We start from the raw sequence: 25,820 nt of genomic DNA, 5'->3' as shown, positions 1-25,820 counted from the left end.
TCTCATCCTTATCGATGTGCTATGGTAAGCCGCCCTCAGAAACTTTCAATATGAACATGTTTGCATATGTTGCACGTTAAGCTCGCCTACACGTTCACGCGCTCGAGCACGATGCGAATCCAGCTCGACAATCCGCTGTTCGACATCCTGTCGGCGATCCACACGGCCGGATCGGTCGGCCAGGCGGCGGCGCGCCTGGCGCTGTCCTACCGCCACGTGTGGGGCGAGCTGAAACGTTGGGAAGCCACGCTTGATGCCGAGCTGATCGTCTGGGAGCGCGGCAAGCGCGCGCGCCTGTCGCCCTTCGGGGAAAAGCTGCTGTTCGCCGAACAGCGGGCGAAGATGCGCGTCCACCCGCAAGTGGAAAACCTGGTCGCCGAAATGGAGCGCGAATTCGCGCTGGCCTTCGACCCGGATGTACACGTGATCCCGATGTTCGCCAGCCACGACCTGGCGCTGTCGCGCCTGAAGGAATTCATGGCCAGGGACACCGGATTGCACCTTGACCTGCAGTTTCGCGGCAGCCTGGACTGCCTGAAGGCCTTGTCGCGCGGCGAATGCCTGCTCGCCGGCTTCCACGTGAGCGAGGACCGCGCGCGAGGCAGCATGACCCAGAAAGCGTTCAAGGCGCTCCTGAAACCCGGGCGCCACAAGCTGATCAATTTTGTAGGCCGCCAGCAAGGCCTGATGCTCGCGCCCGGCAACCCGAAGCGCGTCCAGGGGGTGCAGGACCTGACACGCGCCGGGCTGCGTTTCGTCAACCGCCAGAACGGGTCGGGCACCCGGCTCGAAATCGAACAGCTGCTCGCCAGCGCGTCGATCGCGACCTCCAGCGTCACGGGATTCGACCGCACCGAACCCACGCATCTCGCAGTCGCCGCCGCCGTCGCGTCCGGGCAGGCCGATGTCGGCTTCGGCATCGAGGCCGCGGCCAGCGCCTTCGGCCTGGTTTTTCTTCCCCTCATGCGCGAGCAGTATTATTTCGTCTGCCTGAAGGAGGCGGTGGACCAGCCGGCGCTCAGCAAACTGCGCGAACTGCTGCGGCGCAGCGAGTGGCAAGGCTTGATCGCGGACTTGCCGGGCTACGACGTCGAGGGCGCCGGCGATGTGATTCCCCTGAGCCGCGCCCTGCCCTGGTATTCGTTCCGCACACCCAAATGAAGGACGCGCCGCCCTTGCGCTTCGACCGCGCCGAATGGTCGGCCGCATTCGCCGACCTGGCCAGCTTCATCCCGTTTGTCGTCGCTTACATCAGCGTGCTGAAGATGGACCCGGTCGGGATCCTGCTCGCGTTCGGCGCGGCGCTGCTTGCCTGCGGCTTGCTGTACCGCACGCCAATGCCGGTGCAGCCAATGAAGGCGATCGGCGCCCTGGCGGTGGCGCACGCCGGCGTCGTGACGCAGGCGTCGATCTCAGCAGCGGCCCTGGTCACCGGTGCCGTCTGGCTGCTGCTGGGCGCCAGCGGCGCGGCCAGCCGCCTGGCGCGGGTCATCCCGAAGGAGGTGGTGCAAGGCATCGTGATCGGGCTGGGACTGTCCTTCATGCTGCAGGGCTGGCGCATGATGGCGACCGACCTGGCCGCCGCCGCGCTGGCCCTGGCGGTCGCACTCGGCCTGCGCCGCAGCCGCTTTTTCCCGGCGATGATCGTCCTGCTGGCCGGCGGCCTGGCATACGGCGTGGCGCGCGACCCCGCCTTGTGGCGGGCAGCGGACTTCGGCTTCGCATTCCGGCTGCCCGCGCTGGCCCCGGGTGATATGGAATGGAACGATTTCCTGGTCGGCACGCTGCTGCTGGCGCTGCCCCAGCTGCCGCTCACGATGGGAAACGCGGTGATCGCCGTTACCGGAGAAAACAACCGGCTGTTCCCCGAACGTCCGACGACAGTGCGCAAGGTGACGCTCTCGACCGGCGCGATCAACCTGGCGGGCGGCCTGATCGGCGGCGTCCCGATGTGCCACGGCGCCGGCGGCATGGCGGCCTACACGGCATTTGGCGCTCGCAGCGCAGGCGCGCCCATCATCTTCGGCCTCACCCTGACAATCCTGGCGCTGTGCTTCAGCGAATCCATCGGCTTCCTGCTGCAGGCCGTGCCGCTGGCGGTGCTGGGCGCCATCCTGTTTCTCGCCGGTGGGCAGCTCGTTGCCGGCAACCGGCCGCGCGAGACGCACTGGCGCACGTTGTTGCCAGTCGTGCTGACCGCCGCCGTCGCCATGTCGAATGCCGGTCTCGGCTTCCTGGCCGGCATGACGGTGTACTGGGCGGTGCGCAGGCCTTGATGCCGCGCACCGTTAAAGCCGCAGCGGCAGGCTGCGCAGCCTTTGGCCGGTCAGCTTGAAGACGGCCGCCGCCACGCTTGGTGCCACCGGCGGCACGCCCGGCTCGCCCACGCCTTCGGGCGGCTCGGCGCTGGCGACGATGACTGTTTCCACAAGCGGCGCGCGGTCCATGCGCAGCACCGGATAGTCGCCGAAGTTCGATTGCTGCACGCGCCCGTCCCTGATCGTGATTTCGCCATCCAGGGCCGCCGACAGGCCGAACACGACCGCCGACTCCATCTGCTGCGCCACGATGTTCGGATTGACGACGATGCCGCAGTCGATCGCGCATACGACACGGTGCACGCGGATCTCGCTCCCCTCGACCGAGACTTCGGCCACCTGCGCCACGATGCTGCCGAAGGACTGGTGCAGGGCGACGCCATGCGCCCTGCCCGCGGCGGGCAGACCCGCCTTCAGCACGGCCGCATCGAGCACGGCCAGGTGGCGCGGGTGCCTTGCCAGCAGCGCGCGCCGGTAAGCCACGCCGTCCTGGCCGGCCGCGTGCGCGACCTCGTCGAGAAAGCCCTCCTTGAAGAAGGCATTGTGCGAGTGGCCGACCGAGCGCCAGTAGCCGAGCGGCACCGCGCTGTCGACGATCACGTGGGCGATGCGCTGGTTGGCAATCTCGTACTGCATGTCGTACTCGCCCTCGGCCGTGGTCTTGTCCGGCCCCATGCCCGGCAGGCCGAGGTTGCGCGGGAAGTACTGGTGGCCGATCGCGCCGCTGGCCGACTTGTTGTCCCAGGCCAGCAGCGCGCCTTTCGCATCGATACTGGCCGAAAAGCGCGCCAGCGCGGCCGGGCGATACACGTCATGGGTGGTGTCGTCTTCACGGGTCCAGATCAGCTGCACGGGTTTGCCGCCGGCAGCCAGCGCCACGGCCACGGCCTGCGCCACCATGTCGCCTTCCAGGCGGCGTCCGAAGCCGCCACCGAGCAGCATCACCTCGATCGTCACGTCCTCGCGCGCCACGCCCGCGATCTTTGCCGCGACGTCGACCGCGATGCTCGGCACCTGGGTCGAGGCCCACAGGTGCACCTTGCCGCTCGCGACCTGGGCGGTGCAGTTGACCGGTTCCATCGTCGCGTGCGCGAGGAAGGGCGCGCGGTATTCGGCGGTAATGGTCTTCGCAACGCCCGCGACATCCTGGGTACCGCTTTCGTAATAGGTAAAGCCCGATTCGTTGTCGAGCGCGGCGGCGAAGCCGGCAAAGATCGATTCCGAGGACAGACCCACACCGGCGCCCTCATGCCAGTCTACCTGCAGTGCGGCGGCCGCGGTCTTCGCCTGCCACCAGCTGCGCGCAATCACCGCCACGCCGGCGCCGGCCCCGGCATACGGCCCGAGCGAAGCCGAGACATCGGCCACGCCGAGCACGCCCGGCATGGCGTTCACCTTTGCCGCGTCGAACGAGGCCACGGTGGCGCCGATCACGGGTGCCATCTTCACCGCCGCATACAGCATGCCGGGCGGACGTGCGTCGATGCCGAACAGCGCGCTGCCGTTCACTTTGCCCGGCGTATCGCGGCGCGGCACCGGCTTGCCGATCAGGCGAAATTGTTTTGGATCCTTCAGACGCACATCGCCCGCCTCGATCCCGGCGCCGACGTCAGCCGCGCGCGCGGCCAGGCTGGCATAGGAGGCGCGCCGGCCGTCCTTGTGGATCACGAAGCCGTTCTCGGTGCGCAGGTCGCCGCTTGACGCCTTCCACTGGCCGGCTGCGGCCTTCACCAGCATCGCGCGCGCCACGGCGCCGGCTTCGCGCATCGGCGCCCAGGCATCCTTCACGCTGGTCGAGCCGCCGGTGAACATGATGCCGAGCTCGCGCCCGACTTTGGCCAGCATCCACTGGGCGCCGTCCTTCACGTTGCCGCGCCCGTCCGGGTGGAAGGGCAGGTTCTCGCGCAGGACCGCGAGGTTGCCGAAGATCTTGTCGATCGGCGCCGGGGCGATGCGCACGCTGTCCAAAGAAGCGTCGAGTTCTTCGGCGACCAGCATCGGCAGGGCCGTGTGCACGCCCTGCCCCATTTCGCTGCGCGGCACCACGACCGAGATCGTGCCGTCGGGGTTGACCGCGATCCAGCCATTCAGCGCGACCGCGCCGCCGCTGACGGGCAAAGGTTCGCTTGTGTGCAGGCGCTGGCGCGGCGGGCGCATGCCCCAGCCGACCAGCAGCGCGCCGCTGGCCACCAGTCCCCCGACCAGGAAGCGGCGGCGTGAACGCCCCTTGCGGTTTGCCTGACTAGGCGCCGGTGTCGCCGCCGGCGTGTTCGTGTCTCTCATCGATCCTGTTTCCCCAATTGTCGAGCAGCTCGCCGGGCGCCACCGGCCGGCCGTACAGGTAACCCTGTGCGCGCGCGCAACCATGGCGCAGCAGGAATGCCGCCTGTTCTTCATTTTCCACCCCCTCGGCGATGACCGAGAGGTTCATGCTTTTCCCGAGCTGGATGATGGCGATCGCGATCGCCTCGTCGTTCGAGTCCAGCGCAATGTCCTTGATGAAGCTGCGGTCGATCTTGAGTACGTCCACCGGCAGCTGTTTCAAATAAGCCAGCGACGAGTAGCCGGTGCCGAAGTCGTCGATCGCCAGCCCGACCCCGATCGCATGCAGCTCGTGCACGAAGGCCAGCGCGTCGCCGGTATTCATGATCACCGACTCGGTGACCTCCAGTTGCAGGCGCCGCGGCGCGAGGCCGGTCTCTTCCAGCACCCGCGCCACCAGCGGCGTCATCGCTCCGCGCTCGACCTGGCGCACCGACAGGTTGACCGCCATCTTCGGCACCACCAGGCCGGCCCCGTCCCAGCGCACCATTTGGCGGCAGGCCTCGAACAGCACCCATTCGCCGATCTGGTTGATGAAACCGGTGTCCTCGGCCATCGGGATGAAGCGCACCGGACTGACCAGGCCCAACTCCGGATTATGCCAGCGCACCAGCGCCTCGACCCCGATCAGGCGCCGACTTTCGATTTCAACCTGCGGCTGGTAATGAAGAAAAATCTCCTGGCGCTCGATCGCACGCCGCAGCAGCGCTTCCATGCGCAGGCGCTCGATGCCCTCGCCATCCATCTCGGGCGAGTAGAACTGGTAGCCATTGCGTCCGCGCGACTTGGCCTGGTACATGGCCACGTCGGCATTTTTCACCAGATGGTTGGGGTCCTGCCCGTCGCCCGGGAACAGGCTGATGCCGATGCTGGCGGTGACGAACAGCTCGTGGTTCGAGACCATGAAGGGCTGCTCGAACAGGGCCATCATTTTGGTGGCCACCTGGCCCGCGCCATAGCTGCCGTCGACGTTCTCGAGCAGGACGATGAATTCGTCGCCGCCCAGGCGCGCCAGCGTGTCGCCTTCGCGCAGGCGCTCGCCCAGCGCGAGCGCCACCTGTTTCAGGAGTTCGTCGCCGACGTGGTGCCCGAGCGTGTCGTTGACGTTCTTGAAGCGGTCGAGGTCGATGAACATGACGGCCAGCTGCTGGCTGACGCGCGTCGCGCGGCCGATCGCATGCAGCAGGCGGTCGTTGAACAGCAGCCGGTTCGGCAGGCTGGTGAGCGGATCGTGGTGCGCCAGGTAGTCGAGCTTTTCCTGCGATTCCTTCAGGTGCGTGATGTCGCTGAAGACGCCCACGTAATGGGTCAGCATGCCGGCGTCGTCGCGCACGGTCGACACCGTCAGCCATTCGAGGTAGGTCTCGCCGGTCTTGCGCTCCGCCCAGAACTCGCCGCGCCAGAAATCGTTCTGCGCGACCTCACGGGCCAGCTCTTCGTAGAACGCATCGCCATACCTGGGCGAACGTCTCAGGCCCCAGGGCCGGCCCAGCATCTCGTCCTCGGTAAAACCGGTGATCGACGTGAACGCGGGATTGACCGCCACCGTGGTTCCATTGGCGTCCAGCACCATGACGCCGTCGGCGATGTGGTCGAGGACCGTGGCCGACAAACGCAGCTTCTCCTCGTTCTCCTTGCGCTCGGAGATGTCGGCGAAGACCCAGACATTGCCGGCCTCGGGCTTGCCAGGATCGATCGAGCTGCCGCTCACCATGCACCATAGCAGGCTGCCGTCGCGGCGGCGCAGCTGGCGCTCGTGGCTGGTGTCCTGGCCGCGCGCCAGGCGCCGGAAGAATTCGATTTCGGCTGTGGCATGCTCGGCGTCCGTGACGAACAACACCGAAGCCGGGCGCCCGAGCAGGCCGCCATCCTGGTAGCCGAAGAGTTGCTCGGTGCGGCGGTTGACCGAGACGATGCGCCGCTCGCGCGTGATCGCCACGCCGAACATGACGTTATCGAGGATCGCGCCCTGTTCGGCCAGCAGCGCCTGGATCCGCATTTCGTTGTGCTTGCGTTCGCTGATGTCGGAGATGATGCCGTCGACCCAGACCGTCGATGCGCCCGGGCGCCCCTGCGGCTGTCCGCTCTCGAGCACCCAGCGCTCGACGCCATGGGCGTCGACGATCCGGTATTCGAGCTCGTAGCTGCGCCCCGACAGGATCGCTTCGCGCGTTACCTGGCGCTGCCGCGGGCGGTCCTCAAGGCGCAGCAGGTTGGCCCAGGCTTCGGTCGTGCCTTGCATGATCTGCTCGGCCGAATAGCCGCAGATGTCCTCGATGGCGTCGCTCACGAAATCGATCGCGCCGTTCGGATGAGCGCGAAACACGGCGCCCGGCACCTGGGTGACGATGGTGCGGAACTGTTCCTCGCGCCGCGCGACGTCGATGAACAGGTCGCGGATGGCCACGCGCATGCGTTCCATCTGGGTGCCCAGACGCCCCAGTTCGCCCGGCAGGTCCAGCACCAGCGGCGTGTCGAAGTCGCCGCGCGAGAGGCGGTCGGAAAAGCCGGCGAGCGTGCGCAGTGGATCCTGCAAACGGCGGCGCAGGAAGGTCAGGATCAGCAGCAGCGAGACGGTGACCTGCACCGCCAGCACCAGCGCATAGTTGCGCTGCTTGCGGCCCAGCGCCTGCTGACTGAGCAGGTCGTCCATCTCGATCGTCACCTCGCCGATGCGCTCGCCCTGCATCACGATCTGGCGCTCGGCGCGCAGCACGCGCCCCTGCACCCGCTCGGGTGCGCGCACGTCGATGAAACCGGTGTCGGGCAGGCCGCGCACCTGGATCCGGACCACCGACGGGTCGCGCATGACCGAATCGACCAGCGAGCGCGCCGCCTCGGCATTCATGTTCCAGAGCGACTCGCGCGTGCCGAGCGCAAGGATCTCGGCGTTGCGCTGCAGGGTTTCGTGCAGTTCGGCGACCGTGTTCTGGCGTTCCTGCACCACCAGCAGGAAATAGCTGGCCACCAGCGCGGGGATCACGAGGCCGCCGCCGACGACCATCAACATGGCGCCGTACACCGACCTGATGTACGGCCTGCTTACTCGCGACATGAATCCGCGCAAATCAATCCGTGGCATGGTCGTGGCCGCAATGGTTGGCGCCGGGATCGCCGGCCTGGGTCGAGGGCTGATTGAGGCCTATCATCGCATAGCCGCGCCCCTTCTTGCGGCAGGGCTTCCAACCGTGCTCAGGTGTTCCGTCGCGGGTAGCCCTGGAGCAGGATGCGCTGCCATACACACTCCTTCTGCTCGGCCGACATCGACACCCAATGGGCCACCTCGGCCACGGTACGGCCGCAGCCGCGGCAGACGTCGTCGAAGGTCGTGGAGCAGACCGCGACGCAGGGCGTATCCGCGCGCTGAGGAGGCGTGCCCCCTGAATTATCGGGCTGGTCCGACATCGAGCTTGTCCCACCCTTCATGGCCGAGCTGTTCCATGGTCTCGATATTCTTCTCGAAGATCTCGGCCGCGTCGGGGAAAGCCTCGACTGCGCGCTCGATGCTCTCCTCGCGCAGCAGTTGCAGGATCGGATACGGCGCGCGGTTGGTGAAGTTCTCGATATCGTTCTTGTCGGTGTCGGCGAACTGGTAGTCGGGGTGGAAACTGGCTATCTGCAATTCACCATCGAGGTGCATGTCTTCGACCGCGGCGTCGGCGACATCGAGGAATTCGTTGTAGTCGAGGAAGTCGTCGAGCACGAAGGGGTGGATCAGGAGGGTCGTGTCGACCTGCTCGGCCGGCGTGTCGGACAACAACTGTAACTCATCCATCAATTGTTCCAGCAGCGCCTCGGGCGTGCGCGCGCTCGAGACGACATAGCGCACCTGCTCCTTGACATGGACGGATTTGGCGAACGGGCACAGATTCAGGCCGATAACGGCCTTTTCCAGCCAGCGGCGGGTGGCGGCGACGATGGCATCGTCGTCGGCGTTCAGGTTGGCGGTACTCATATAGATAGTGCGAATGCTTTCGATAAAGGGAATCGCGCGGTGCGACACCGGATTGTACCCACAGTTTGCGTGTGCTCATAGGTCAACCATTCGAGGCGGGTACGTTGAAAACAGGGTGCCCCGGACCGCAAAATTCGCCTTCCGTTATTAACTCGACAATAACCCAAACTGAATGATTTGTTTCCATATGGAATAAGTTTCCGCAGGAGAGCACTTATACACCCTGGGTGTATCCGATAGTTCTTTGATTCTTATCCTATGAAGCAGGCGCACCGATAGTCACATACCCCCAGCGAATGTTGTCAAAATTATTTTATGTTGGCAAAAAGAGTAGACAAGAAATTTTGTAACCGTTCGGTATTACTGCTTGACTGTCTCAACAGCCGCTCCTTACACTGCCCCTCTCGTCAGTCCATTCGTTCCTGGACGCAACATACTGGAAAGCTATGTACGACATGACCCGCACTACCTCTATTGCTGCCGCGCTGGTGCTCTTGCTCTCAGCTCCCTTCGCCCATGCCATCGACAATGCCCCGGTCAACGCGCTGGGAGGCGCTGCCGTCATGCGCCCGGCCCTGCCCGCCGGCGCCGCATCGCTGAAAGTCGACGATTACAAGGAAACCGATGTCTGGGGCCGTATCCGCAGCGGCTACGCCATTCCCGACATCGGCAACAACCTGGTCGAGCGCCATGTGAAGTCTTACAGCCTGAAGCCAGAGTACATGGCACGCATTTCCGGCAGCGCCTCGCCCTACCTGTACCACGTGGTGCAGGAACTGGAAAAGCGCAACATGCCGACCGAGCTGGCCCTTCTGCCGATTATCGAATCGGCCTTCAATCCGCAAGCTTTGTCAAGCGCGAACGCCGCCGGCATCTGGCAGTTCGTGCCGGGCACGGGCAAGGATTTCAACCTCAAGCAAAACACGTTCAAGGACGAGCGCCGCGGCGTGCTGGCCTCGACCGATGCCGCCCTGACCTACCTGCAGCGCCTGTACACGATGTTCGGCGACTGGCAGCTGGCCCTGGCCGCCTATAACTGGGGCGAAGGCAATGTTCAGAAGGCGATCAAGAAAAACCAGGCGCTCGGAAAACCGACCGATTTCGAAAGCCTGGCCGACCTGATGCCGGCCGAGACGCGCAACTATGTGCCGAAGCTGCAGGCGGTGAAGAACATCGTCGGCAATCCGGGCCAGTACAACGTCGTCCTGCCCGTGATCGACAACCAGCCCTATTTCACCGCGGTCGACAAGACCAGCGACATCGACCTGGCCATTGCCGCCCAGCTGGCCGAAATGTCGCTCGACGAATTCAAGGCCCTGAACCCGCAATTCAAGCGCCCGGTCATCACCGGCGGCGACCGCACCAAGATCCTGCTGCCGCAAAAGAATGCCGAGAAATTCCACCTGAACCTGGCGCAATTTGGCCATGCGCTCTCGACCTGGACCACGCACAAGATCACCGGTGCCAAGGAAAGCATCGCCTCGCTGGCATCGAAGTTCGGCACCACGCCGGAAGTCATCCGCCAGGCGAATAACATCCCGGCCCAGACCCGCCTGAAAGCGGGCTCGACCATCCTGGTGCCGAAGACCTCGACGTCGATGCACTCGGACATCGCCGAAAACATCGTCGACAGCGCTGTCATGGCACTCGAGGCAGACCGCGGCGACAAGCGCAGCGGTGCACGCACCCTGCGTTTCAAGACCAAGGCCGTGGCTTCCTCGAGCTCGCGTGTCTCGCGCAACACCAACAGCCGCCGCAAGCACAGGTGATGGGACCTCGATAAACCTGCTGCGCGTCGGCGGTTTGGCCTGCGATGCTCGCTGTACTTTTCGTACAGCTGCGCTTCTCGACCAAACCTCCTTCCGCACGCTACGGTTTCTCGAGACCCTGTGGCACCCGTGGCCTACCGCTGAACTGAAACGTCTTTCCTACCTGCTCGCCCACCCCACCTCCTCTCGATTTACGCCAGCGCAAATCGACCAGCTCGTGCAAGCATTTGAAAACTAGCGTATTATGTCGTTTGTGCGCTGCAAAATAACCCTACGACTCCTTGTCTACGGCACGCAGCGCGCAGCAAAAGCAAGTAACAACAAGCAGCATCGCAGCCAGGCTTACCGCTCCAGGTAGCCTACAAAGCCCTCCCGCCCAGTGTGTCGAACCTTTGACACCATCCCGGCGCAAAGCTTTTGTGCCGAAATTTCTTTCATTTCTGAGTCATTTCGTTCTGTTGGTTCGCGTTGCTATTTCGCGCTCGTACACATGATGAGCGCTGATCACTACCGAAAGTAAGAAAACAATGAGTTTTGAAGCACTAGGCCTCCACGCCACCATCGTCAAAGCAGTCACCGAATCGGGTTATACCGTCCCTACGCCAGTGCAGGAACAAGCCGTTCCTGCCGCTATCGCTGGACGCGACCTGCTGGTTTCCTCGCAAACCGGTTCGGGCAAGACCGCAGCCTTCATGCTGCCTGCCCTGCACAAGCTGGTCAGCGCCGAAGTCGTCGCTGCGCCTGCGCAAGATGCATCCCGTGCGCGCGGCGAGCGCGTTCGTTTCACCGCAGCCAAGCCGAAGATGCTGGTGCTCACCCCGACCCGCGAACTGGCCCTGCAGGTCACGACCGCGACCGAAAAATACGGCAGCTACATGCGCCGTATCCGCGCCGTGTCGATCCTGGGCGGCATGCCTTACCCGAAGCAGATGCAACTGCTGTCGAAGAATCCTGAAATCCTGGTCGCTACCCCAGGCCGCCTGATCGATCACATGGAGTCGGGCAAGATCGACTTCTCGGAACTCGAGATCCTGGTGCTGGACGAAGCGGACCGCATGCTGGACATGGGCTTCATCGACGACATCGAAAAGATCGTCGCCGCTACGCCTGCCGGCCGTCAGACCATGCTGTTCTCGGCCACGCTGGATGGCGTCGTCGGCAACATGGCGCGCCGTATCACGAAGGATCCGATGGTGATCCAGATCGCCAGCGCAGCCAACCGTCACGAGAACATCACGCAGCGCGTGCACTTCGTCGACGACCTGTCGCACAAGAACCGGCTGCTCGATCACCTGCTGCGTGACGAAACGATGGACCAGGCCGTTGTCTTCACCGCTACCAAGCGTGACGCCGACACCATCGCCGACCGCCTGAACATCGCCGGCTTCGCAGCCGCTGCGCTGCACGGCGACATGCACCAGGGCGCGCGTAACCGCACCCTGGACAGCATGCGCCGTGGCCAGGTCCGCGTGCTGGTGGCAACCGACGTCGCTGCCCGCGGCATCGACGTGCCGACCATCACCCACGTGGTGAACTACGACCTGCCGAAGTTCCCGGAAGACTATGTGCACCGTATCGGCCGTACCGGCCGTGCCGGCCGCAATGGCCTGGCGATCTCGCTGGTGAACCATGCCGAAGGCATGAACATCAAGCGTATCGAGCGCTTTACCAAGCAGCTGATTCCGGTCAATGTGATCGAAGGGTTTGAGCCAAAGCGTTCGGCTGCACCAGCGCGCAGCGGTGCCCGTCCAGGCGGTTGGAAACCAGGCGACGGCCGCGCCGCTGCCGCCAAGCCAGGCCAGCGCAGCTTCAGCAAGCCGTCGGCAGCACCACGCGAAGGCGGTTACAACCGTGACGCGGCGCCCCGCGGCCCGAGCACCGGCGCACCGCGCCGCGAAGGCAGCAGCGGTGGTTACCGCGGTAGCAACCCGCGTTCGGCTGACGGCGCACGCCGTAGCTTCGGCGACAACTAATCGTTCGCTTTTTAGCGAATAGACAAGAACGGTTGCTTCGGCAGCCGTTTTTTTTCGCCTGATGCTTTGTCTGGGGCCCGCGCGTGCAACGGCCGAAGCAGTCGGCCCGCGCGACGTATAATCGCGCTCCCATCCAGCTCCTCTGTTCCCTTCCGATGGACCGCAAACACCTCCTCATCGTCAGTCCCGCCGCCGCCCGCGACAACAACGGCAACTGGCAAACCGCAAGCCGCTGGGCGCGCTTCCTGCGCGGCCGGCACAGGGTCGAGATAAGCCACGGCTGGACGGCGGCCGATCCCGTCCCCGACCTGCTGATCGCCCTGCACGCGCGCCGTTCGGCAGATGCCCTGGCGGCCTTCCACGCGGCCCATCCGGATCGCCCGACCGTGCTGGTATTGACCGGCACCGACCTGTACCGCGACATCGAGACCTCGGCCAATGCCGGAGCGTCGCTGGAATCGGCAAGCGCCCTGGTCGTGCTGCAGGAGGCGGGCCTGGCACGCCTGGCACCGCATCTGCAATCGAAGACACACGTCATCTACCAGTCCTCGCCCGCGCTGCGTCCGGTGCCGCTACTACCCGCCAGCCGCTACATCGACGTCTGCATGATCGGCCACTTGCGTGCGGAAAAGGATCCGCTGACCTTCATGCGCGCCGCCGCGCTGGTCACCCACCCACGCGTACGCCTGCTGCATATCGGCGCCGCGCTCGATCCGGCGTGGCTGGAAGCGGCGCGCTCCACCGAAGCGGCAAATCCGCGCTACCGCTGGCTGGGGCCGATGCCGCACGCGCAAACGCGCCAGCGCCTGAAACGCTGCCGCGCGATGGTCATCGCCTCGACCATGGAAGGCGGCGCGAACGTCATCATCGAGGCGGTGACCTCCAGCGTGCCGGTGCTGGCCTCCAGCATCGAGGGCAACATCGGCATGCTCGGGAAAGACTACGCCGGCTACTTCCCGCTCGGGGACGCCGCCGCGCTGGCGCAACTGATCGAGCGCTGTGCACACGACCAGGCATTCGATTCCCAGCTGCGGCGCCAGTGCGCGGAGCGCGCCCCACGCTTCGCGCCCGCCGCCGAACAAGCGGCGCTGGCCGACTTGGTGGATAATCTGCTGCGCCCGGCAACCCGGACAGCTTGACCCCTCACACGACAATGGAACCGAACATGAACGCCCCTGCCCAGACCATCAAACTGACTTCCTTCTCGCACGGCGGCGGCTGCGGCTGCAAGATCGCTCCCGGCGTGCTGGCCGAAATCCTGAAGAACTCGAGCGGCTTCCCGGTGCCGCCCCAGCTGATGGTCGGCATCGAGACCGCCGACGACGCCGCTGTCTACAAGCTCAACGACGAGCAGGCCCTGATCGCCACCACCGACTTCTTCATGCCGATCGTCGACGATCCGTTCGACTTCGGCCGCATCGCCGCGACGAATGCCATTTCCGACGTCTACGCGATGGGCGGCACGCCGATCATGGCGCTGGCCCTGGTCGGGATGCCGATCAACAAGCTCCCGCTCGAGACCATCGGCGAGATCATCCGCGGCGGCGAATCGATGTGCGCCGAAGCCGGGATTCCGATCGCCGGCGGGCATACCATCGATTCGGTCGAGCCGATCTACGGTCTCGTGGTGCTGGGCCTGGTTCACCCGGACCGCGTAAAACGCAATGCCGACGCCCGCGCCGGGGACGTGCTCATCCTCGGCAAACCGCTGGGCGTGGGCGTGCTCTCGGCCGCCCTCAAGAAAGACGTGCTGGGCCCGGAGGGCTACGCCGCCATGATCGCGAACACCACCAAACTCAACAAGCCTGGCCAGGCGCTGGCCGCGATGGATGGCGTGCACGCGCTGACTGATGTCACCGGCTTCGGCCTGCTTGGACACCTGCTGGAACTGGCGCGCGGCGCCGGCTTGACGGCCGAACTCGACATGGGCGACATCCCGCTGCTGCCCGGCGTGCTGCAACTGGCCGAGGACGGTTTCTTCACCGGCGCTTCAGGCCGCAACTGGGATGCCTACGGCAAGGATGTGGCATTATCGAGCGCCATCACCCCTGCCCAGCAAGCCCTGCTGACCGATCCACAGACCTCGGGCGGCCTGCTTGTCTCGTGTGACGCGGCGATGGCGGACGCCGTGCTGGCGCTGTTCGCGCGTGAAGGTTTTGGCGAAGCCAAAGTCATCGGGCGCATGAGCGCGGGAACGCCACGCGTCGTTGTGGCGGCTTAACCCGGTCCCCCTGACGAATGCAGCAAGCGGCAGCGCCAGACGTTGCCGCGTCAACACTACTATTTTTCCCTGCAAAGGGTTTTATTGTTTTTTTAAGAATTGTCGGTTGTATAATGCAGGGTGCCGGCGCAGACCGGCCTTGCAAGCTCACAACGAAAAAACTTAAGAGACAATGCCTACGCAACAGGCCGCCACGGCGGCGCTCGACTCCGCTTTCTCAATCCGGTTGACTACCCGCCTGGCCAATCTCCTCCTCGGCAGCGACAGCCTGCAACGCCTGACCCTGGCGCTGCTGGGCCTCGCCGCCCTGGTCACGGCCACGGTTGTCGCGTTGCTGGTTTACGCCGCGAGTATTGGCGTGGCAGACGTGCGCCTTGTAAAGGTCATGACTGTCCTGTTCATCGCCTCGGCCGCTGGCTTTTACATCGTCATCCGTAGTGGCCTGAATCAGCGCTTCAACGATCCGACGTTGGCGATGCCTCAGACAATCATTGCCCAAACGCTCATCGCGGCGGCGTATGCCATTACCGGCCCCGTGCACGGCGCAACCGTCATCATGCTCTCGCTGGTCATGGTGTTCGGCATGTTCAGCCTGCGTCCGATGGCGGTGCGCCTTGCCTGCATCTATACCGTCACGCTGATGGGCATCGTGATGTACTGGTGCGCCGGGCACCAGCCGCTGCACTACCCGGCGCGGCAGGAAATCTTCAATTTCGCGCTGACGGCCATCGTGATGCTGGCCATTTCCCAGCTCTCGGGCCAGCTGACCGACATGCGCACCCGCCTGAAAACGCAAAAGATCGCGCTCGAGGGGGCGCTCTCGCACATCAAGGAAATGGCTGCCCGCGACGAACTGACGGGACTGCCGAACCGGCGCCGCATGATGACGCTGCTGCAGGAACACGCGACCCGCCACGCACGCGGCGGCCCGCGTTTTTTCGTGTGCATCATCGACCTGGATCACTTCAAGAACATCAACGACACCTACGGGCATGCCGCGGGCGACAGCGTGCTGCGCGCCTTTGCCACGCAAGCCCAGGTCGTGCTGCGCACCACCGACATGATCGGGCGCTGGGGCGGCGAGGAATTCCTGCTGCTGTTGCCTGAAACCCCGCCGGGCGGCCCGGCGCTGGGCGTGGAGCGCCTGCGCGAGAGCCTGGCCGCGATCCCGGCCAGCCACTCACTGCCTGAGGTGCGCGTGCGCTTTTCGGCGGGCTTCGCGCGCTATGAAGACGGCGAGCCGATCGACCAGGCCATCGAACGCGCCGACCGCGCCCTGTACGCGGCCAAGTCCGCAGGGCGCAACCGCAGCGTCATACTCTAGGCCTGCTTAGTCGGGATGGGATGCTCCCCGGTGCGAAGCCGGGGGAGGATGCGCGCTGCCACGAACGACGGCCGGCAGACGCAGTTTGTGCAACTGGCGCGCCAGCAGGGCCAAGCCTGCCAGCAGCGCGATAAATGCCAGCATGACCGGCAATGGCAAACCCAGGAATACGCCACCTTCCATGACAGCTCCCGTTCTCTCGATTGCCCAGCGTTGTGCCGGAGCAAGAGAGTACTGTGCCATCAGGATTCCATCAAGAAATTGAGCTAGCGCAAAGCAAGGCCGGGACGGCGGTTAGGGGGCGGTCGTCATCGGCAGATGGGCTTCAGGCTTGCCGCGCCCGACGCGCTCGTATTCGGCGATCACCTGGGCGCCGAACAGCAGCAGCGTGGCCCCGATCTCGAGGCTGAACATGACGACGATCGCCGTCGTCATCGAGCCATACACGATGTTCACCTGGGACAGCGTGGAAAAATACCAGACCAGCACATGGCGCGCGACTTCCCACAGCAGCGCCGCCGTCACCCCGCCGACCAGCGCATGCGAAAGCGACAGGCGCCCGACCGGCATCACCAGGTAGATCGAGGTCAGCACCAGGATTTCGCCACCCAGTCCCATCAGGTACAGCAGCGCGCCCGAGACCCCGTCGAGCGACCAGTTGGTGCCGAACAGGCGCACGCTCTCCTGCCCCATCACCTGCAGCGTGCCGGCCACCAGCGTGACCAGCATCACGCCTACGCCCAGCGCCAGCATGTAGCAGTACGGCAGCAAGGCCGACACCAGGAAATGACGCCGCCGGATCGCCACCCGATGCACGAAAATGACGCTCATCGCGTTTTCCAGCACCGTGAACGCGAAGGAGCTGAAAAACAGCATCGTTACGCCCAGCACCCAGGTAATCAAATCCCGGTTGTCGAGGAAGTTCGCGACCTCGGCCACGATCGAGGGCGACTGCCCGGGAAGGAGCAACTCCAGGTAGCGGCGCAGCGTCTCGAGCAGTTCGGCCTGGGCGATGAAGTGCGACAGCGCCACCACCACCAGCATCAGGAAGGGCACGATCGAGAGCAGCGCGTAATAGGCAACGGCGCCGGCGAGCAGCAAGCCCTGGTTGGCACGGAAACCCTTCAGTACGCTCAGCATGAACGCGAACGGATGCGACAGGATATAGGCGTTGGCGCGCCGGTTCAGGATGCGTACGCGCAGGCGCTGGACCCGCAGGCGGCGCAGGCGTAGTCGGCTCAGACCGATCATCGCGCGAGCCTGATGCCAGTAAATTGCCAGCGGGTGCCGGCCGGGAAGAAATTGCGGTAGCTGGCGCGCGCATGGCCGCCCGGGGTCGCGCAGGACGAGCCGCGCAGCACATACTGGTTGATCATGAACTTGCCGTTGTATTCGCCGATCGCACCAGGCGCCGGAGCGTAGCCCGCATACGGCGCGTAGCTGCTGCTGGTCCACTGCCAGCAGGCGCCGAACATCTGCGTCAGGCCCGCTGCAAGCGCGGCGCCCGGATGCGCCCCCCCTGCCTCGATGCCGGCCAGGCGCGCGGCACACTCCCATTCCGCCTCGGTCGGCAGGCGCGCCCCGGCCCAGCGCGCGTAAGCGTCGGCCTCGTACAGCGACAGGTGGGTGACGGGACGCGCCGGGTCCAGCGGCAGCTCGCCATGCAAGGTGAATTCGGCCCAGCCGCCGCCGTCCATGCGGCGCCAGTACAGTGGCGCGGCGAGTTCGCCGGACGCCACCTTGTCCCAGCCTTCGGCCAGCCACAGCGCTGCATCCCGGTAGCCGCCGGCCTCGATGAAAGCCAGGTATTCGCCATTCGTCACCAGGCGCGACGCCAAGGCAAACGGTGCGACATAGCTGCGGTGGCGCGGCAGTTCGTTGTCGAAAGCGAAGCCGCGGCCATCGTGTCCGATCTCGACCAGGCCGCCGTCGAATTCCAGGAATTGAAGTGGCAGCGGCGCCGCCTCAAGGCGCATGCCTTCGCCGTCGTAGCGCGGCGCGATGGGGTTGTGCGCCAGCAGGTGCTTGACGTCGGTCAGCATCAACTCCTGGTGCTGCTGCTCGTGCTGCAGGCCGAGCGTGACCAGCTCGGCCAGCGCCGCGTCGGGGGAGCCGGCGTCCAACAGGCGCAGCATGCGCGCATCGACGTCCAACCGATAGGCCCATACTTCATCGAGCGAAGGACGGGTCAGGAGACCACGCTGCGCGCGCGGGTGTTTCGGGCCGACGCCGTTGTAATAGGAATTGAACAGCACGCGGAAGGCCGTATGAAATGGTGTGAAGTTGCTTTCGCGCGCTTCAAGGATAAAGGTCTCGAAGAACCAGGTCGTGTGCGCCAGGTGCCACTTGACGGGACTGGCGTCGGGCATCGACTGGGCGCAGCAGTCCTCGTTCGACAAGGGCGCGGCCAGCTGCAGCGAACGTTGGCGCACGGCCTGGAAATGATCGGACAGCATCGCGTTGGTCAGGCAATCGCCTGCGCGTGGATAACCGCGAACGGGCAGCGCGCATCGGTCCACACATGCGTGGCCTCGAAACCGGACTGCTCGAGCAGGCCGATGGCGTCGGCCTGGCGGTATTTGTAACTGTTTTCGGTATGGATGCGCTCGCCCGCGGCGAAATGGCGCCCGCCGCCCGGCCAGCGCACCCGCTGCGCGCGCTTGGCTTCGAGATGCATCTCGACCCTGCCGGCTGCCTCGTTGTAGAAGCCGACATGCGACCACTGCCTGACGTCGAAGTCACTCCCCAACAGGCGGTTCACGTGGCGCAGCACGTTCAGGTTGAAGGCGGCCGTGACGCCGAGCGCATCGTCGTAGGCGGCATCGAGGCTAGCCTTGTCCTTTGCCAGGTCGATACCGATGAGCAAGGCGCCGTCAAGGCCGCAGCCCTTGCGCAAGCGGGTAAGGAAAGCGCGTGCGTCAAGCGGCGTGAAATTGCCGAGCGACGAGCCCGGATAGAAAAACAGGCGCTGCTGCGCACGCACGTCGTCAGGAAGCGCCAGGCCGCTCGAAAAATCCAGGCCCAGCGCCCGCATGTCGATGTGCGGAAAGCGCAGGCGCAGCCTGGCCAGCGCTTCGCTGACGAACTCGGTCGAGATGTCGACCGCGACATACTGCGCCGGGCGCAGCAGCGGGAACAGCGAAGCCGCCTTGGCGCAATTGCCTGCACCGAGGTCGATCAGCGTGCTGCCAATGCCGCAGGCGTGCGCGATGTCATGGCCGTGGCGCTCGAAGATGCCCGCTTCCGTACGCGTCGGATAATACTCGGGCAGCTCGCATATCGCTTCGAACAATTTCGAGCCAAGCGCGTCGTACAGGAACTTGGGCGAAATCGTCGCCTGGCGCGCTCCCAGGCCGTCGAACAGCTCGGCCGGCAGGTGGGCACTGGGAGCCGCCGCCTTCTCGGTTGTGCATGAGGTCAGCATAAGGTTTATCATTCGTGCCGCCGGAGCGCCCGATGCGCCCTGACTAGGAAGTTGCCGTTTTTGCTATCATAGCGGAAGTCCTGATTTCTTTTTGTTTGCCTGCCTCCAAGCGTGCTCGCCGTCGCTCCCTTTTATTTACAATAAGAAAGCCATCATGTCTCCGATCCCCACACTGAAGTCGCTGCTCGCCGCCTGCGTCACCGCCACCATGCTGTTCGCAGCCGGCGCTGCATCTGCCCAGAACACGCCAGGCGTGCTGCGCGTCTCGGCCATTCCCGACGAAGCACCGACCGAACTGCAGCGCAAGTTCAAGCCGCTGGGCGACTACCTGGCCAAGGCAACCGGCCTGAAGGTCGAATTTACGCCGGTGACCGACTACGCCGCCTCGGTCGAGGGCCTGATCAACCACAAGCTCGACATGGTGTGGTTCGGAGGCTTCACCTTCGTGCAGGCGAAGGTGCGCAGCAAGGGCCAGGTCGTGCCGCTGGTGCAGCGCGTCGAGGACGAAAAATTCCGGTCGGTCTTCATCACCACCCAGCCCGGCATCAACAAGCTCGAAGACCTGAAGGGCAAGACCCTGTCCTTCGGTTCGGAGTCGTCGACCTCGGGCCACCTGATGCCGCGTTCGTTCCTGCTGGGCGCGAAGATCGACCCGGACAGCGACCTGAAACGGGTGGCTTTCTCCGGCGCGCATGACGCCACCGTGGCGGCCGTGGCCGGCGGCAAGGTCGATGCGGGCGCGCTCAACATCTCGGTCTGGGAAAAGCTGGTCGAAGCCGGCAAGGCCGACCCGAAAACGGTGCGCGTGTTCTACACCACGCCCGGCTACTTCGACTACAACTGGTCGGTGCACGCCAGCATGGCGCCGGCGCTGCAAAAGAAGATCCGCGACGCCTTCCTCGCGCTCGACCCATCGACCGCGCAGGGCAAGGAAATCCTGGACTTGCAGCGCGCGACGAAATTCGTGCCGACCAAGGTCGAGAACTACAAGGCAATCGAGGCGGCGGCGCGCAATGCCGGCCTGCTGAAGTAATCGACCTGGCCCACCGATGAGTTTTAAGCTCGACAAACTGACCGTGCGGCACCTGACCGGCGCCAGAACGGCCGCGCTGCACGAACTCGACCTGGCCGTTGCCCAGGGCGAGCAGCTCGCGCTGATCGGTCCGTCGGGCGCCGGCAAGACCACGCTGCTCTCGACGCTGGCCTGCGCGCACCAGCCGTTCGATGGCGGCATGGAAGTGCTCGGCCTCGATCCATGGTCGTTGTCGCACAAGGCGCGCCACGCCTTGCGTGCGCGCCTGTTCCTGGCGCCGCAGACGCCGCCGCTGCCGCCGCGCCAGCGCGTCGTCACGGCGGTGCTGGCGGCGCGCCTGCCGCGCTGGAGCCTGGCGCAGGCATTGAAGTCCCTGTTCAAGCCATCCGATCCGGATGCCGCCTTCGAGGCGCTGTCGCGCTTTGGCCTGGGCGACAAACTGTATGCGCGCGTCGACCGCCTCTCGGGCGGCGAACGCCAGCGCTGCAGCCTGGCGCGCCTGCTGCTCTCGAACGCCGAAGCCCTGCTGGTCGACGAACCCATTTCGGCGCTCGACCCGTCGCTGGCCCGCATCACCCTTGCCACCCTGCAGGCGGAAGCGGCCGCGCGCAAGGCCACGCTGGTGTGCAGCCTGCACCAGGTCGAGATGGCGCGCGCCCACTTCAACCGCATCGTCGGTCTGCGCGAGGGCCGCATCGTGTTCGACCTGCCGCGCGAGCGCGTCACCGACGAGATGATCGCCGCGCTCTATGAAAACGAGATCATCGAAGCGCAGCCACATCCTGGCCACGAGCCGCCCGAGCGCATCGCCGTGGGCGCTTGTTTCTGAGAACCTATCCCAGCAGGGAAGAGAAAGTTGATGATGATGCATGGTAAGCGGGGGCAAGGCGCGAGGAAGCCGCATGGCGAGCCATGCAAGGACGAGCAACGCTGCACCTGCTTGCCAGGCGCGTCAGCAACGACTCTTCCCTGCTGGGACAGGTTCTGAGCATGGCGGCGCTTCCACTGCATCCGGACCCGGCCTGGCGCGGCCGCCTGATGGCCTGCGCGGTCGCGCTGCTGCTGCTCTGGCCGGCCCTGGTGTATAGCGAATTCAAGCCCTGGATCCTGTTCGACCTGCAAAGCCTGGCTGCGGCCGGGGGCTTCTTGTCCGACTTCCTGCGTCCCGCGCACTCGCTCGAATTCCTGACCATGGTGCTGCGCGAAACCTGGATCACGGTGGCGATCGCCACTGCCGGCCTCGCACTGGCCCTGGTCGGGGCGATTCCCGCCACGCTCCTGGTCAGCGAGCGGCTCTCGATCTCGCGCCTCGGCACGGGCCGCGTGCGCTGGCCGGCCGCGCTGTTGCGCCAGGGCGTGCGCTGGGTGCTGGTGCTGCTGCGCAGCGTGCCGGAACTGGTGTGGGCGCTGCTGTTCGTGCGCGTGGTCGGCCTGGGGCCGACCGCCGGGGTGCTGGCCATCGCCCTCACCTATTGCGGCATGCTGGCCAAGGTCTATGCCGAGATCCTCGAATCGAGCGACGCCCACGCCACCGACGCCTTGCTCGCCAATGGCAGCGCGCGCCTGCCGGCGCTGCTGTATGGCGCCCTGCCCGACGCCGCCGCCGAACTGGTCTCGTACACGATCTACCGCTGGGAGTGCGCGATCCGCGGCTCGGCCATCATGGGCTTTGTCGGCGCCGGCGGACTTGGCCAGCGGATGGACGAATCGACCAAGATGATGGCGGGCGGCGAAGTGGCGACCATGCTGCTCATGTTCGTGCTGCTGGTGGCCGCGGCCGACCTGGTCTCGACCCTGCTGCGCCGGAGGCTCGGATGAACAAGCCGGTCTTACCGCCTGCGCCTCCCCGTTCCTGGAGCACGCCTTTACTCGTGCTGGCCCTGGTGGCGCTGGTCGTGGCCAGCTTCGCCACGCTGCGCCTGGACCTGGCCGTCTTCTTTACGCCCGAGGCAATCGGCACGACCGCGGAATTCCTGGGCGGCTTCGCGCCGCCCGAGATGGCCACGCCGTTTCTCATCAAAACGCTGAACGCGGCGCTCGAGACCTTGTCGATGTCGGCCCTCGGCACCTTGCTGGCGGTGATCGCAGGCCTGGTACTGGCGCTGCCGGCTGCCGGCCGCTGGGGAGCACCCGCGCGCGGGGCCGTGCGCATCGTCCTCAACGTCCTGCGGTCGATTCCGGAACTGGTGTGGGCGGCGCTGCTGCTGGTCGCCGCCGGCCTGGGTCCGTTCGCCGGCACGCTCGCACTGGCCGCCCATACCTCGGGCGTGCTGGGGCGCCTGTTTGCCGACGCGCTGGAAAACGCCGAGCCGCAGCCGGAAGCGGCCCTGCGCACGAACGGCGCACCGGCCCTCAGTGCATTCTTCTACGCGACGTTGCCGCAGACCCTTCCGCAGATGCTGTCGTACACCCTGTACCGCTGGGAAAACAATATCCGCGCCGCGGCCGTGCTGGGCGTGGTCGGCGCCGGGGGCCTGGGCCAGATGTTGAAGTATCATTTGTCGCTGTTCCAGATGCAGAACGCCGCGACCGTCGTGCTGGCGATGCTGCTGCTGGTCGCCCTGGTCGATGCGATCAGCTTTGCGCTGCGGCGCGCCCTCACCCGCTAGGTTCACACCCCCGATGCTCGAACTGTCCCAGCTCACCAAGACCTATGGCGGACGCACCGTCCTCTCGAACCTGTCGCACCGCTTCGAGCCGGGGCGCTTTGTCGCCATCATGGGCGAGTCGGGCGTGGGCAAGTCGACGCTGCTGAACCTGATCGCCGGACTCGATGTCGCCGACAGCGGCGCGGTGATCGTCGACGGCACATCCATGGCGGTGCTCGACGACGATGCCGCCACGCGCTTGCGCCGCAGCCGCATGGGCTTCATCTTCCAGGCCTTCCACGTGCTGCCGCACCTGACGCTGCAGCAGAACGTGGCATTGCCGCTGCTGCTCAATCTTGCCAATGCGCACGAGAGCGCGGCGCGTGCCGGAGCGATGCTGACTGCCGTTGGCCTGGGGGGCCGCGGCGCCGACTTCCCGCGCCAGCTCTCGGGCGGCGAACTGCAGCGTGTCGCGATCGCGCGCGCCCTGGTCCACAAGCCGGCCCTGCTGCTGGCCGACGAGCCGACCGGAAACCTGGATCCGGAAACGGCGGGCGGCATTCTGCGCCTCTTGCGCGCCGAGATTCGTGCGAATGGCGCCGGCGCCATCATGGTCACCCACTCGCATGCGGCGGCCGCGATGGCCGATGAGATCCTGCTGCTGACGCGCGACGGCCTCGAGCAGGCGTGACGATGCGGGTAAGTTCAGCGAAGAAATAAGCACCTTAGACACCGTTCACAACGAACAGTGCGGCGCCTGCCGTGCAGGCGTAGTAATATTGCAACGACCCGACCACATAGCAATGACAATATCGGGCGCTTCCAGAACGGTCCTGTCCCTCAACCAAAGTACGCATTTTGGAGGAGTACATGAACGTACGCCAAAAAAAACAGGAAATGCTGGCGGCGATGCATCGCGCCCGCGCCCTCGAGCCATCGACGTTCGTACCGAACAGATTGCTCGACACCTTGATCGAAAAACTGCACCTCAAGAATGATGCGGAACTCTGCCGCGTGCTCGAAGTACAACCGCCGATCATCAGCAAGATCCGCCACCGCAAGCTCAATGTGGGCGCGACGATCCTGCTGCGCATGCACGAGAAATCGAATATCCCGATCCGAGAACTGAAGGCGCTCACTTCCGCGGCGCTGCATTAGGGCCGCGCGGCCTGCTTACTGGCTGGGCGGACGTCCAGTTTTCAGTTGCGGCAGGCTGCCCAGCACCTGGCGCAGCGTCGTGATATCGAGGCGCCCGACGAGCGCCACGCCGATGCGCAGCAGTTCGCTCTTCTTGATCTCGAAGCCAGCCTTCAGGCAGGCCTGCTTCACGTTCGCCAGCACCGCATACTCCCCATCCGGCATGGTGAAGCTGTCGCGCACCAGAGCTGGCCGCGCGCCGTCCTGCGACGGCGTCTCACTGGTGCGTGCACGGCCGGCTGGCGGCGACTCCTTGCCTGCCTTGACGAGCGCCTTTGCGGCATTCCTGATGCCGATGGCCGGCGGCGCCGACGCCGCGCTGCGGGCAGGCGGCTTCGCGGCAGGCTTGCCCGCCCTGGCCGCGGTTTTCGGCGCTGCCTTGACGGCCGTCTTCGCGGGCGCTTTCACGGCGCTCTTCGCAGGCGATGTCGCCCCTTTCGCCGCAAGTTTGCCGGTGGCCTTTGGCGCCACGCTCTTCGCGCCGACACGGGTGCCGGCCTTGGCAGCGGCTGCTTTCGCGGGCACGCTGCGAGTGGTTTTGGCAACGCTGCCCGGGGCGGCGGGAATCTGGGTCGTGCGAGCAGCTTTGGCGGGTGCCGACACTGCTTTTGCCCGCGAAGGCGCGGCCGCGGCTGCACCCTTCGCAGGTGCCGGTTTTCTGGTCATGGGGTATTCCACTACTTAACAAGGTAAACAATATAGTCGATCACGCCGATTCCGGAAAGGGGGCGTCCTGTTGCGTGCGAGCGTGCAGGGCGCGAATCACGCCTGCGCGCAGGCCCGCCTGCACCGGCACCAGCTCCTCGATGCCGAGTTCCTCGACCAGCGCGAGCAGCAGCGCCAGACCGCCGGCCATCTGCGCCGCGCGCGCCGGGTGGTTCGACAAGGCGGCGATGTGCTTGAACCCGCCCTCCTCGACCAGGGCGTGGCGCAGCGCCAGCAAGGCGCCCGCGCTCGCGCCGCGCGCGCCGGATGCATTGGCGCCGGCCAGTTCGAACAGGGCCCGCACCGTGCCCGAGGCGCCATAGGCACGCTCCCAGCGCCTGGCCCCGGCGAGCGCGCCGGCGTCGGCGAAGCGGCTGCGCGCCGACGCCAGCGCCGCCTCGAAGGACGCCGGCGAGATCCCGTCGCGAAAGAAGGTCAAGCCCTGGCGCAGGGCGCCGATGCCGAACGACTGCACCAGTTCGACCTGGTCGCCGCGCCCGACCGCGATCTCGGTCGAGCCGCTGCCGATATCGAGCACCAGGCGCCGTTCGTCGGCGTCCGGCAGCGCGCCGGCCACCCCCAGGTACACCAGGCGGCCCTCTTCCTCGCCGCCCAGCACCTCGACCGGATAGCCGATCGCCGCTTGCGCCGCCGGCAGGAAGGCCGGCGCATTGCAGGCCACGCGCAGCGCAGCCGTCGCCACCACCCGCACAGCCAGCACCTCCCACCTGGCAAGCGCCACCCTGAACTGGCGCAGGCAAGCCAGCGCGCGCCGCACCGTCTCGCCATCGAGGCAGCCGTCGGCGCCGATCCCCGCGCCCAGGCGGATCGGTTCGGTCAGGGAAGCGGCGACCACCATCGCGCCCTCCTCCCAGCTGGCCACATGCAGGCGAAAGCTGTCGGACCCGAGTTCGACGGCGGCGTACAGCGGCGCGGGAGGTAAGGAAGGTGGCATGGCTCGCCCTGGCTGGTAGAGCGCGCAGTATGAAGC

At 65.7% G+C, this 25,820-nt stretch carries 23 protein-coding genes; 13 read left to right on the top strand and 10 right to left on the bottom strand.

Annotated elements, in window-relative coordinates:
- Window positions 1-66: 66 nt before the first annotated feature.
- Both ACHAC9_RS19430 and ACHAC9_RS19425 read left to right on the top strand, forming a co-directional pair.
- Complete coding sequence (locus ACHAC9_RS19430) at window positions 67-1,161, top strand: substrate-binding domain-containing protein (RefSeq protein WP_435762402.1); 1,095 nt, start codon at window positions 67-69, stop codon at window positions 1,159-1,161.
- Window positions 1,158-2,276: a putative sulfate/molybdate transporter gene (locus tag ACHAC9_RS19425; RefSeq protein ID WP_435762400.1), complete on the top strand. Its 1,119-nt coding sequence runs from the start codon at window positions 1,158-1,160 to the stop codon at window positions 2,274-2,276. Before ACHAC9_RS19430 ends, ACHAC9_RS19425 begins: the two co-directional genes overlap by 4 nt.
- Before the next feature lie 12 nt (window positions 2,277-2,288).
- Here the strand turns inward: ACHAC9_RS19425 and ACHAC9_RS19420 are convergent, their stop codons facing one another.
- The 4 genes from ACHAC9_RS19420 to ACHAC9_RS19405 all read right to left on the bottom strand — a co-directional run bounded on the left by ACHAC9_RS19420 (window position 2,289) and on the right by ACHAC9_RS19405 (window position 8,595).
- Complete coding sequence (locus ACHAC9_RS19420) at window positions 2,289-4,601, bottom strand: molybdopterin cofactor-binding domain-containing protein (RefSeq protein WP_435762398.1); 2,313 nt, start codon at window positions 4,599-4,601, stop codon at window positions 2,289-2,291.
- Window positions 4,561-7,695: an EAL domain-containing protein gene (locus ACHAC9_RS19415; protein ID WP_435762396.1), complete on the bottom strand. Its 3,135-nt coding sequence runs from the start codon at window positions 7,693-7,695 to the stop codon at window positions 4,561-4,563. The genes ACHAC9_RS19420 and ACHAC9_RS19415 overlap by 41 nt, the downstream gene beginning before the upstream one ends.
- 137 nt (window positions 7,696-7,832) lie before the next feature.
- Window positions 7,833-8,066 (bottom strand): DUF1289 domain-containing protein, encoded by a 234-nt coding sequence (locus tag ACHAC9_RS19410; RefSeq protein ID WP_435762394.1) that lies wholly within the window; start codon window positions 8,064-8,066, stop codon window positions 7,833-7,835.
- Window positions 8,026-8,595, bottom strand: coding sequence for a DUF1415 domain-containing protein (locus ACHAC9_RS19405; protein WP_435762392.1), 570 nt, complete (start codon window positions 8,593-8,595; stop codon window positions 8,026-8,028). The genes ACHAC9_RS19410 and ACHAC9_RS19405 overlap by 41 nt, the downstream gene beginning before the upstream one ends.
- Window positions 8,596-9,041: 446 nt before the next feature.
- Here ACHAC9_RS19405 and ACHAC9_RS19400 point away from each other — a divergent pair, with 446 nt between their 5' ends.
- The 5 genes from ACHAC9_RS19400 (at window position 9,042) to ACHAC9_RS19380 (ending at window position 15,882) form a co-directional block, all read left to right on the top strand.
- Window positions 9,042-10,364, top strand: a complete 1,323-nt coding sequence (locus ACHAC9_RS19400; RefSeq protein WP_435762390.1) for a transglycosylase SLT domain-containing protein — start codon at window positions 9,042-9,044, stop codon at window positions 10,362-10,364.
- 527 nt (window positions 10,365-10,891) lie between these two features.
- The gene (locus tag ACHAC9_RS19395; protein WP_435762389.1) at window positions 10,892-12,337 is read left to right on the top strand and encodes a DEAD/DEAH box helicase; all 1,446 of its coding nucleotides are present in this window, start codon (window positions 10,892-10,894) and stop codon (window positions 12,335-12,337) included.
- 155 nt (window positions 12,338-12,492) lie between these two features.
- Window positions 12,493-13,476: a selenoneine biosynthesis selenosugar synthase SenB gene (gene senB / locus ACHAC9_RS19390; RefSeq protein ID WP_435762388.1), complete on the top strand. Its 984-nt coding sequence runs from the start codon at window positions 12,493-12,495 to the stop codon at window positions 13,474-13,476.
- A gap of 26 nt (window positions 13,477-13,502) precedes the next feature.
- A complete protein-coding gene (gene selD / locus ACHAC9_RS19385) occupies window positions 13,503-14,558 on the top strand; it encodes a selenide, water dikinase SelD (protein WP_435762387.1) in 1,056 nt (351 codons plus the stop codon).
- A 172-nt stretch (window positions 14,559-14,730) separates the two neighbouring features.
- Window positions 14,731-15,882, top strand: coding sequence for a GGDEF domain-containing protein (locus ACHAC9_RS19380; protein ID WP_435762385.1), 1,152 nt, complete (start codon window positions 14,731-14,733; stop codon window positions 15,880-15,882).
- A gap of 6 nt (window positions 15,883-15,888) precedes the next feature.
- Here the strand turns inward: ACHAC9_RS19380 and ACHAC9_RS19375 are convergent, their stop codons facing one another.
- From ACHAC9_RS19375 to egtD, 4 genes are all read right to left on the bottom strand, one after another.
- Window positions 15,889-16,065 (bottom strand): hypothetical protein, encoded by a 177-nt coding sequence (locus ACHAC9_RS19375; RefSeq protein WP_435762383.1) that lies wholly within the window; start codon window positions 16,063-16,065, stop codon window positions 15,889-15,891.
- Window positions 16,066-16,176: 111 nt separating this feature from the next.
- On the bottom strand, window positions 16,177-17,022 hold the full coding sequence (locus ACHAC9_RS19370) for a YihY/virulence factor BrkB family protein (RefSeq protein WP_435762475.1): 846 nt from the start codon (window positions 17,020-17,022) through the stop codon (window positions 16,177-16,179).
- A 107-nt stretch (window positions 17,023-17,129) separates the two neighbouring features.
- On the bottom strand, window positions 17,130-18,338 hold the full coding sequence (egtB, locus tag ACHAC9_RS19365; protein ID WP_435762381.1) for an ergothioneine biosynthesis protein EgtB: 1,209 nt from the start codon (window positions 18,336-18,338) through the stop codon (window positions 17,130-17,132).
- An 8-nt stretch (window positions 18,339-18,346) separates the two neighbouring features.
- Window positions 18,347-19,306 carry an L-histidine N(alpha)-methyltransferase gene (egtD, locus tag ACHAC9_RS19360; RefSeq protein WP_435762379.1) on the bottom strand — a complete coding sequence of 320 codons (960 nt, stop codon included), beginning with the start codon at window positions 19,304-19,306 and terminating at the stop codon, window positions 18,347-18,349.
- A 154-nt stretch (window positions 19,307-19,460) separates the two neighbouring features.
- Between egtD and ACHAC9_RS19355 the strand changes: the two genes are divergently transcribed.
- The 6 genes from ACHAC9_RS19355 (at window position 19,461) to ACHAC9_RS19330 (ending at window position 24,085) form a co-directional block, all read left to right on the top strand.
- On the top strand, window positions 19,461-20,339 hold the full coding sequence (locus ACHAC9_RS19355) for a putative selenate ABC transporter substrate-binding protein (RefSeq protein ID WP_435762377.1): 879 nt from the start codon (window positions 19,461-19,463) through the stop codon (window positions 20,337-20,339).
- A gap of 16 nt (window positions 20,340-20,355) precedes the next feature.
- Complete coding sequence (locus tag ACHAC9_RS19350) at window positions 20,356-21,168, top strand: phosphonate ABC transporter ATP-binding protein (protein ID WP_435762375.1); 813 nt, start codon at window positions 20,356-20,358, stop codon at window positions 21,166-21,168.
- 161 nt (window positions 21,169-21,329) lie between these two features.
- Window positions 21,330-22,157, top strand: coding sequence for a PhnE/PtxC family ABC transporter permease (locus tag ACHAC9_RS19345; RefSeq protein WP_435762473.1), 828 nt, complete (start codon window positions 21,330-21,332; stop codon window positions 22,155-22,157).
- On the top strand, window positions 22,154-22,948 hold the full coding sequence (gene phnE, locus ACHAC9_RS19340) for a phosphonate ABC transporter, permease protein PhnE (RefSeq protein ID WP_435762373.1): 795 nt from the start codon (window positions 22,154-22,156) through the stop codon (window positions 22,946-22,948). The genes ACHAC9_RS19345 and phnE overlap by 4 nt, the downstream gene beginning before the upstream one ends.
- A 13-nt stretch (window positions 22,949-22,961) precedes the next feature.
- The gene (locus tag ACHAC9_RS19335; protein WP_435762371.1) at window positions 22,962-23,618 is read left to right on the top strand and encodes an ABC transporter ATP-binding protein; all 657 of its coding nucleotides are present in this window, start codon (window positions 22,962-22,964) and stop codon (window positions 23,616-23,618) included.
- Window positions 23,619-23,797: 179 nt separating this feature from the next.
- On the top strand, window positions 23,798-24,085 hold the full coding sequence (locus ACHAC9_RS19330) for a hypothetical protein (protein WP_435762369.1): 288 nt from the start codon (window positions 23,798-23,800) through the stop codon (window positions 24,083-24,085).
- Between the two features lie 15 nt (window positions 24,086-24,100).
- Here the strand turns inward: ACHAC9_RS19330 and ACHAC9_RS19325 are convergent, their stop codons facing one another.
- Window positions 24,101-24,790 carry a hypothetical protein gene (locus ACHAC9_RS19325; protein ID WP_435762367.1) on the bottom strand — a complete coding sequence of 230 codons (690 nt, stop codon included), beginning with the start codon at window positions 24,788-24,790 and terminating at the stop codon, window positions 24,101-24,103.
- Between the two features lie 40 nt (window positions 24,791-24,830).
- Window positions 24,831-25,784 carry a Ppx/GppA phosphatase family protein gene (locus ACHAC9_RS19320; RefSeq protein WP_435762365.1) on the bottom strand — a complete coding sequence of 318 codons (954 nt, stop codon included), beginning with the start codon at window positions 25,782-25,784 and terminating at the stop codon, window positions 24,831-24,833.
- Window positions 25,785-25,820 lie beyond the last annotated feature (36 nt).

The sequence above is a fragment of the Massilia sp. CMS3.1 genome (assembly GCF_051262535.1).
In the GTDB taxonomy this organism is placed as follows: domain Bacteria; phylum Pseudomonadota; class Gammaproteobacteria; order Burkholderiales; family Burkholderiaceae_D; genus Telluria.
This window is presented reverse-complemented; position numbering and strand designations above follow the sequence as displayed.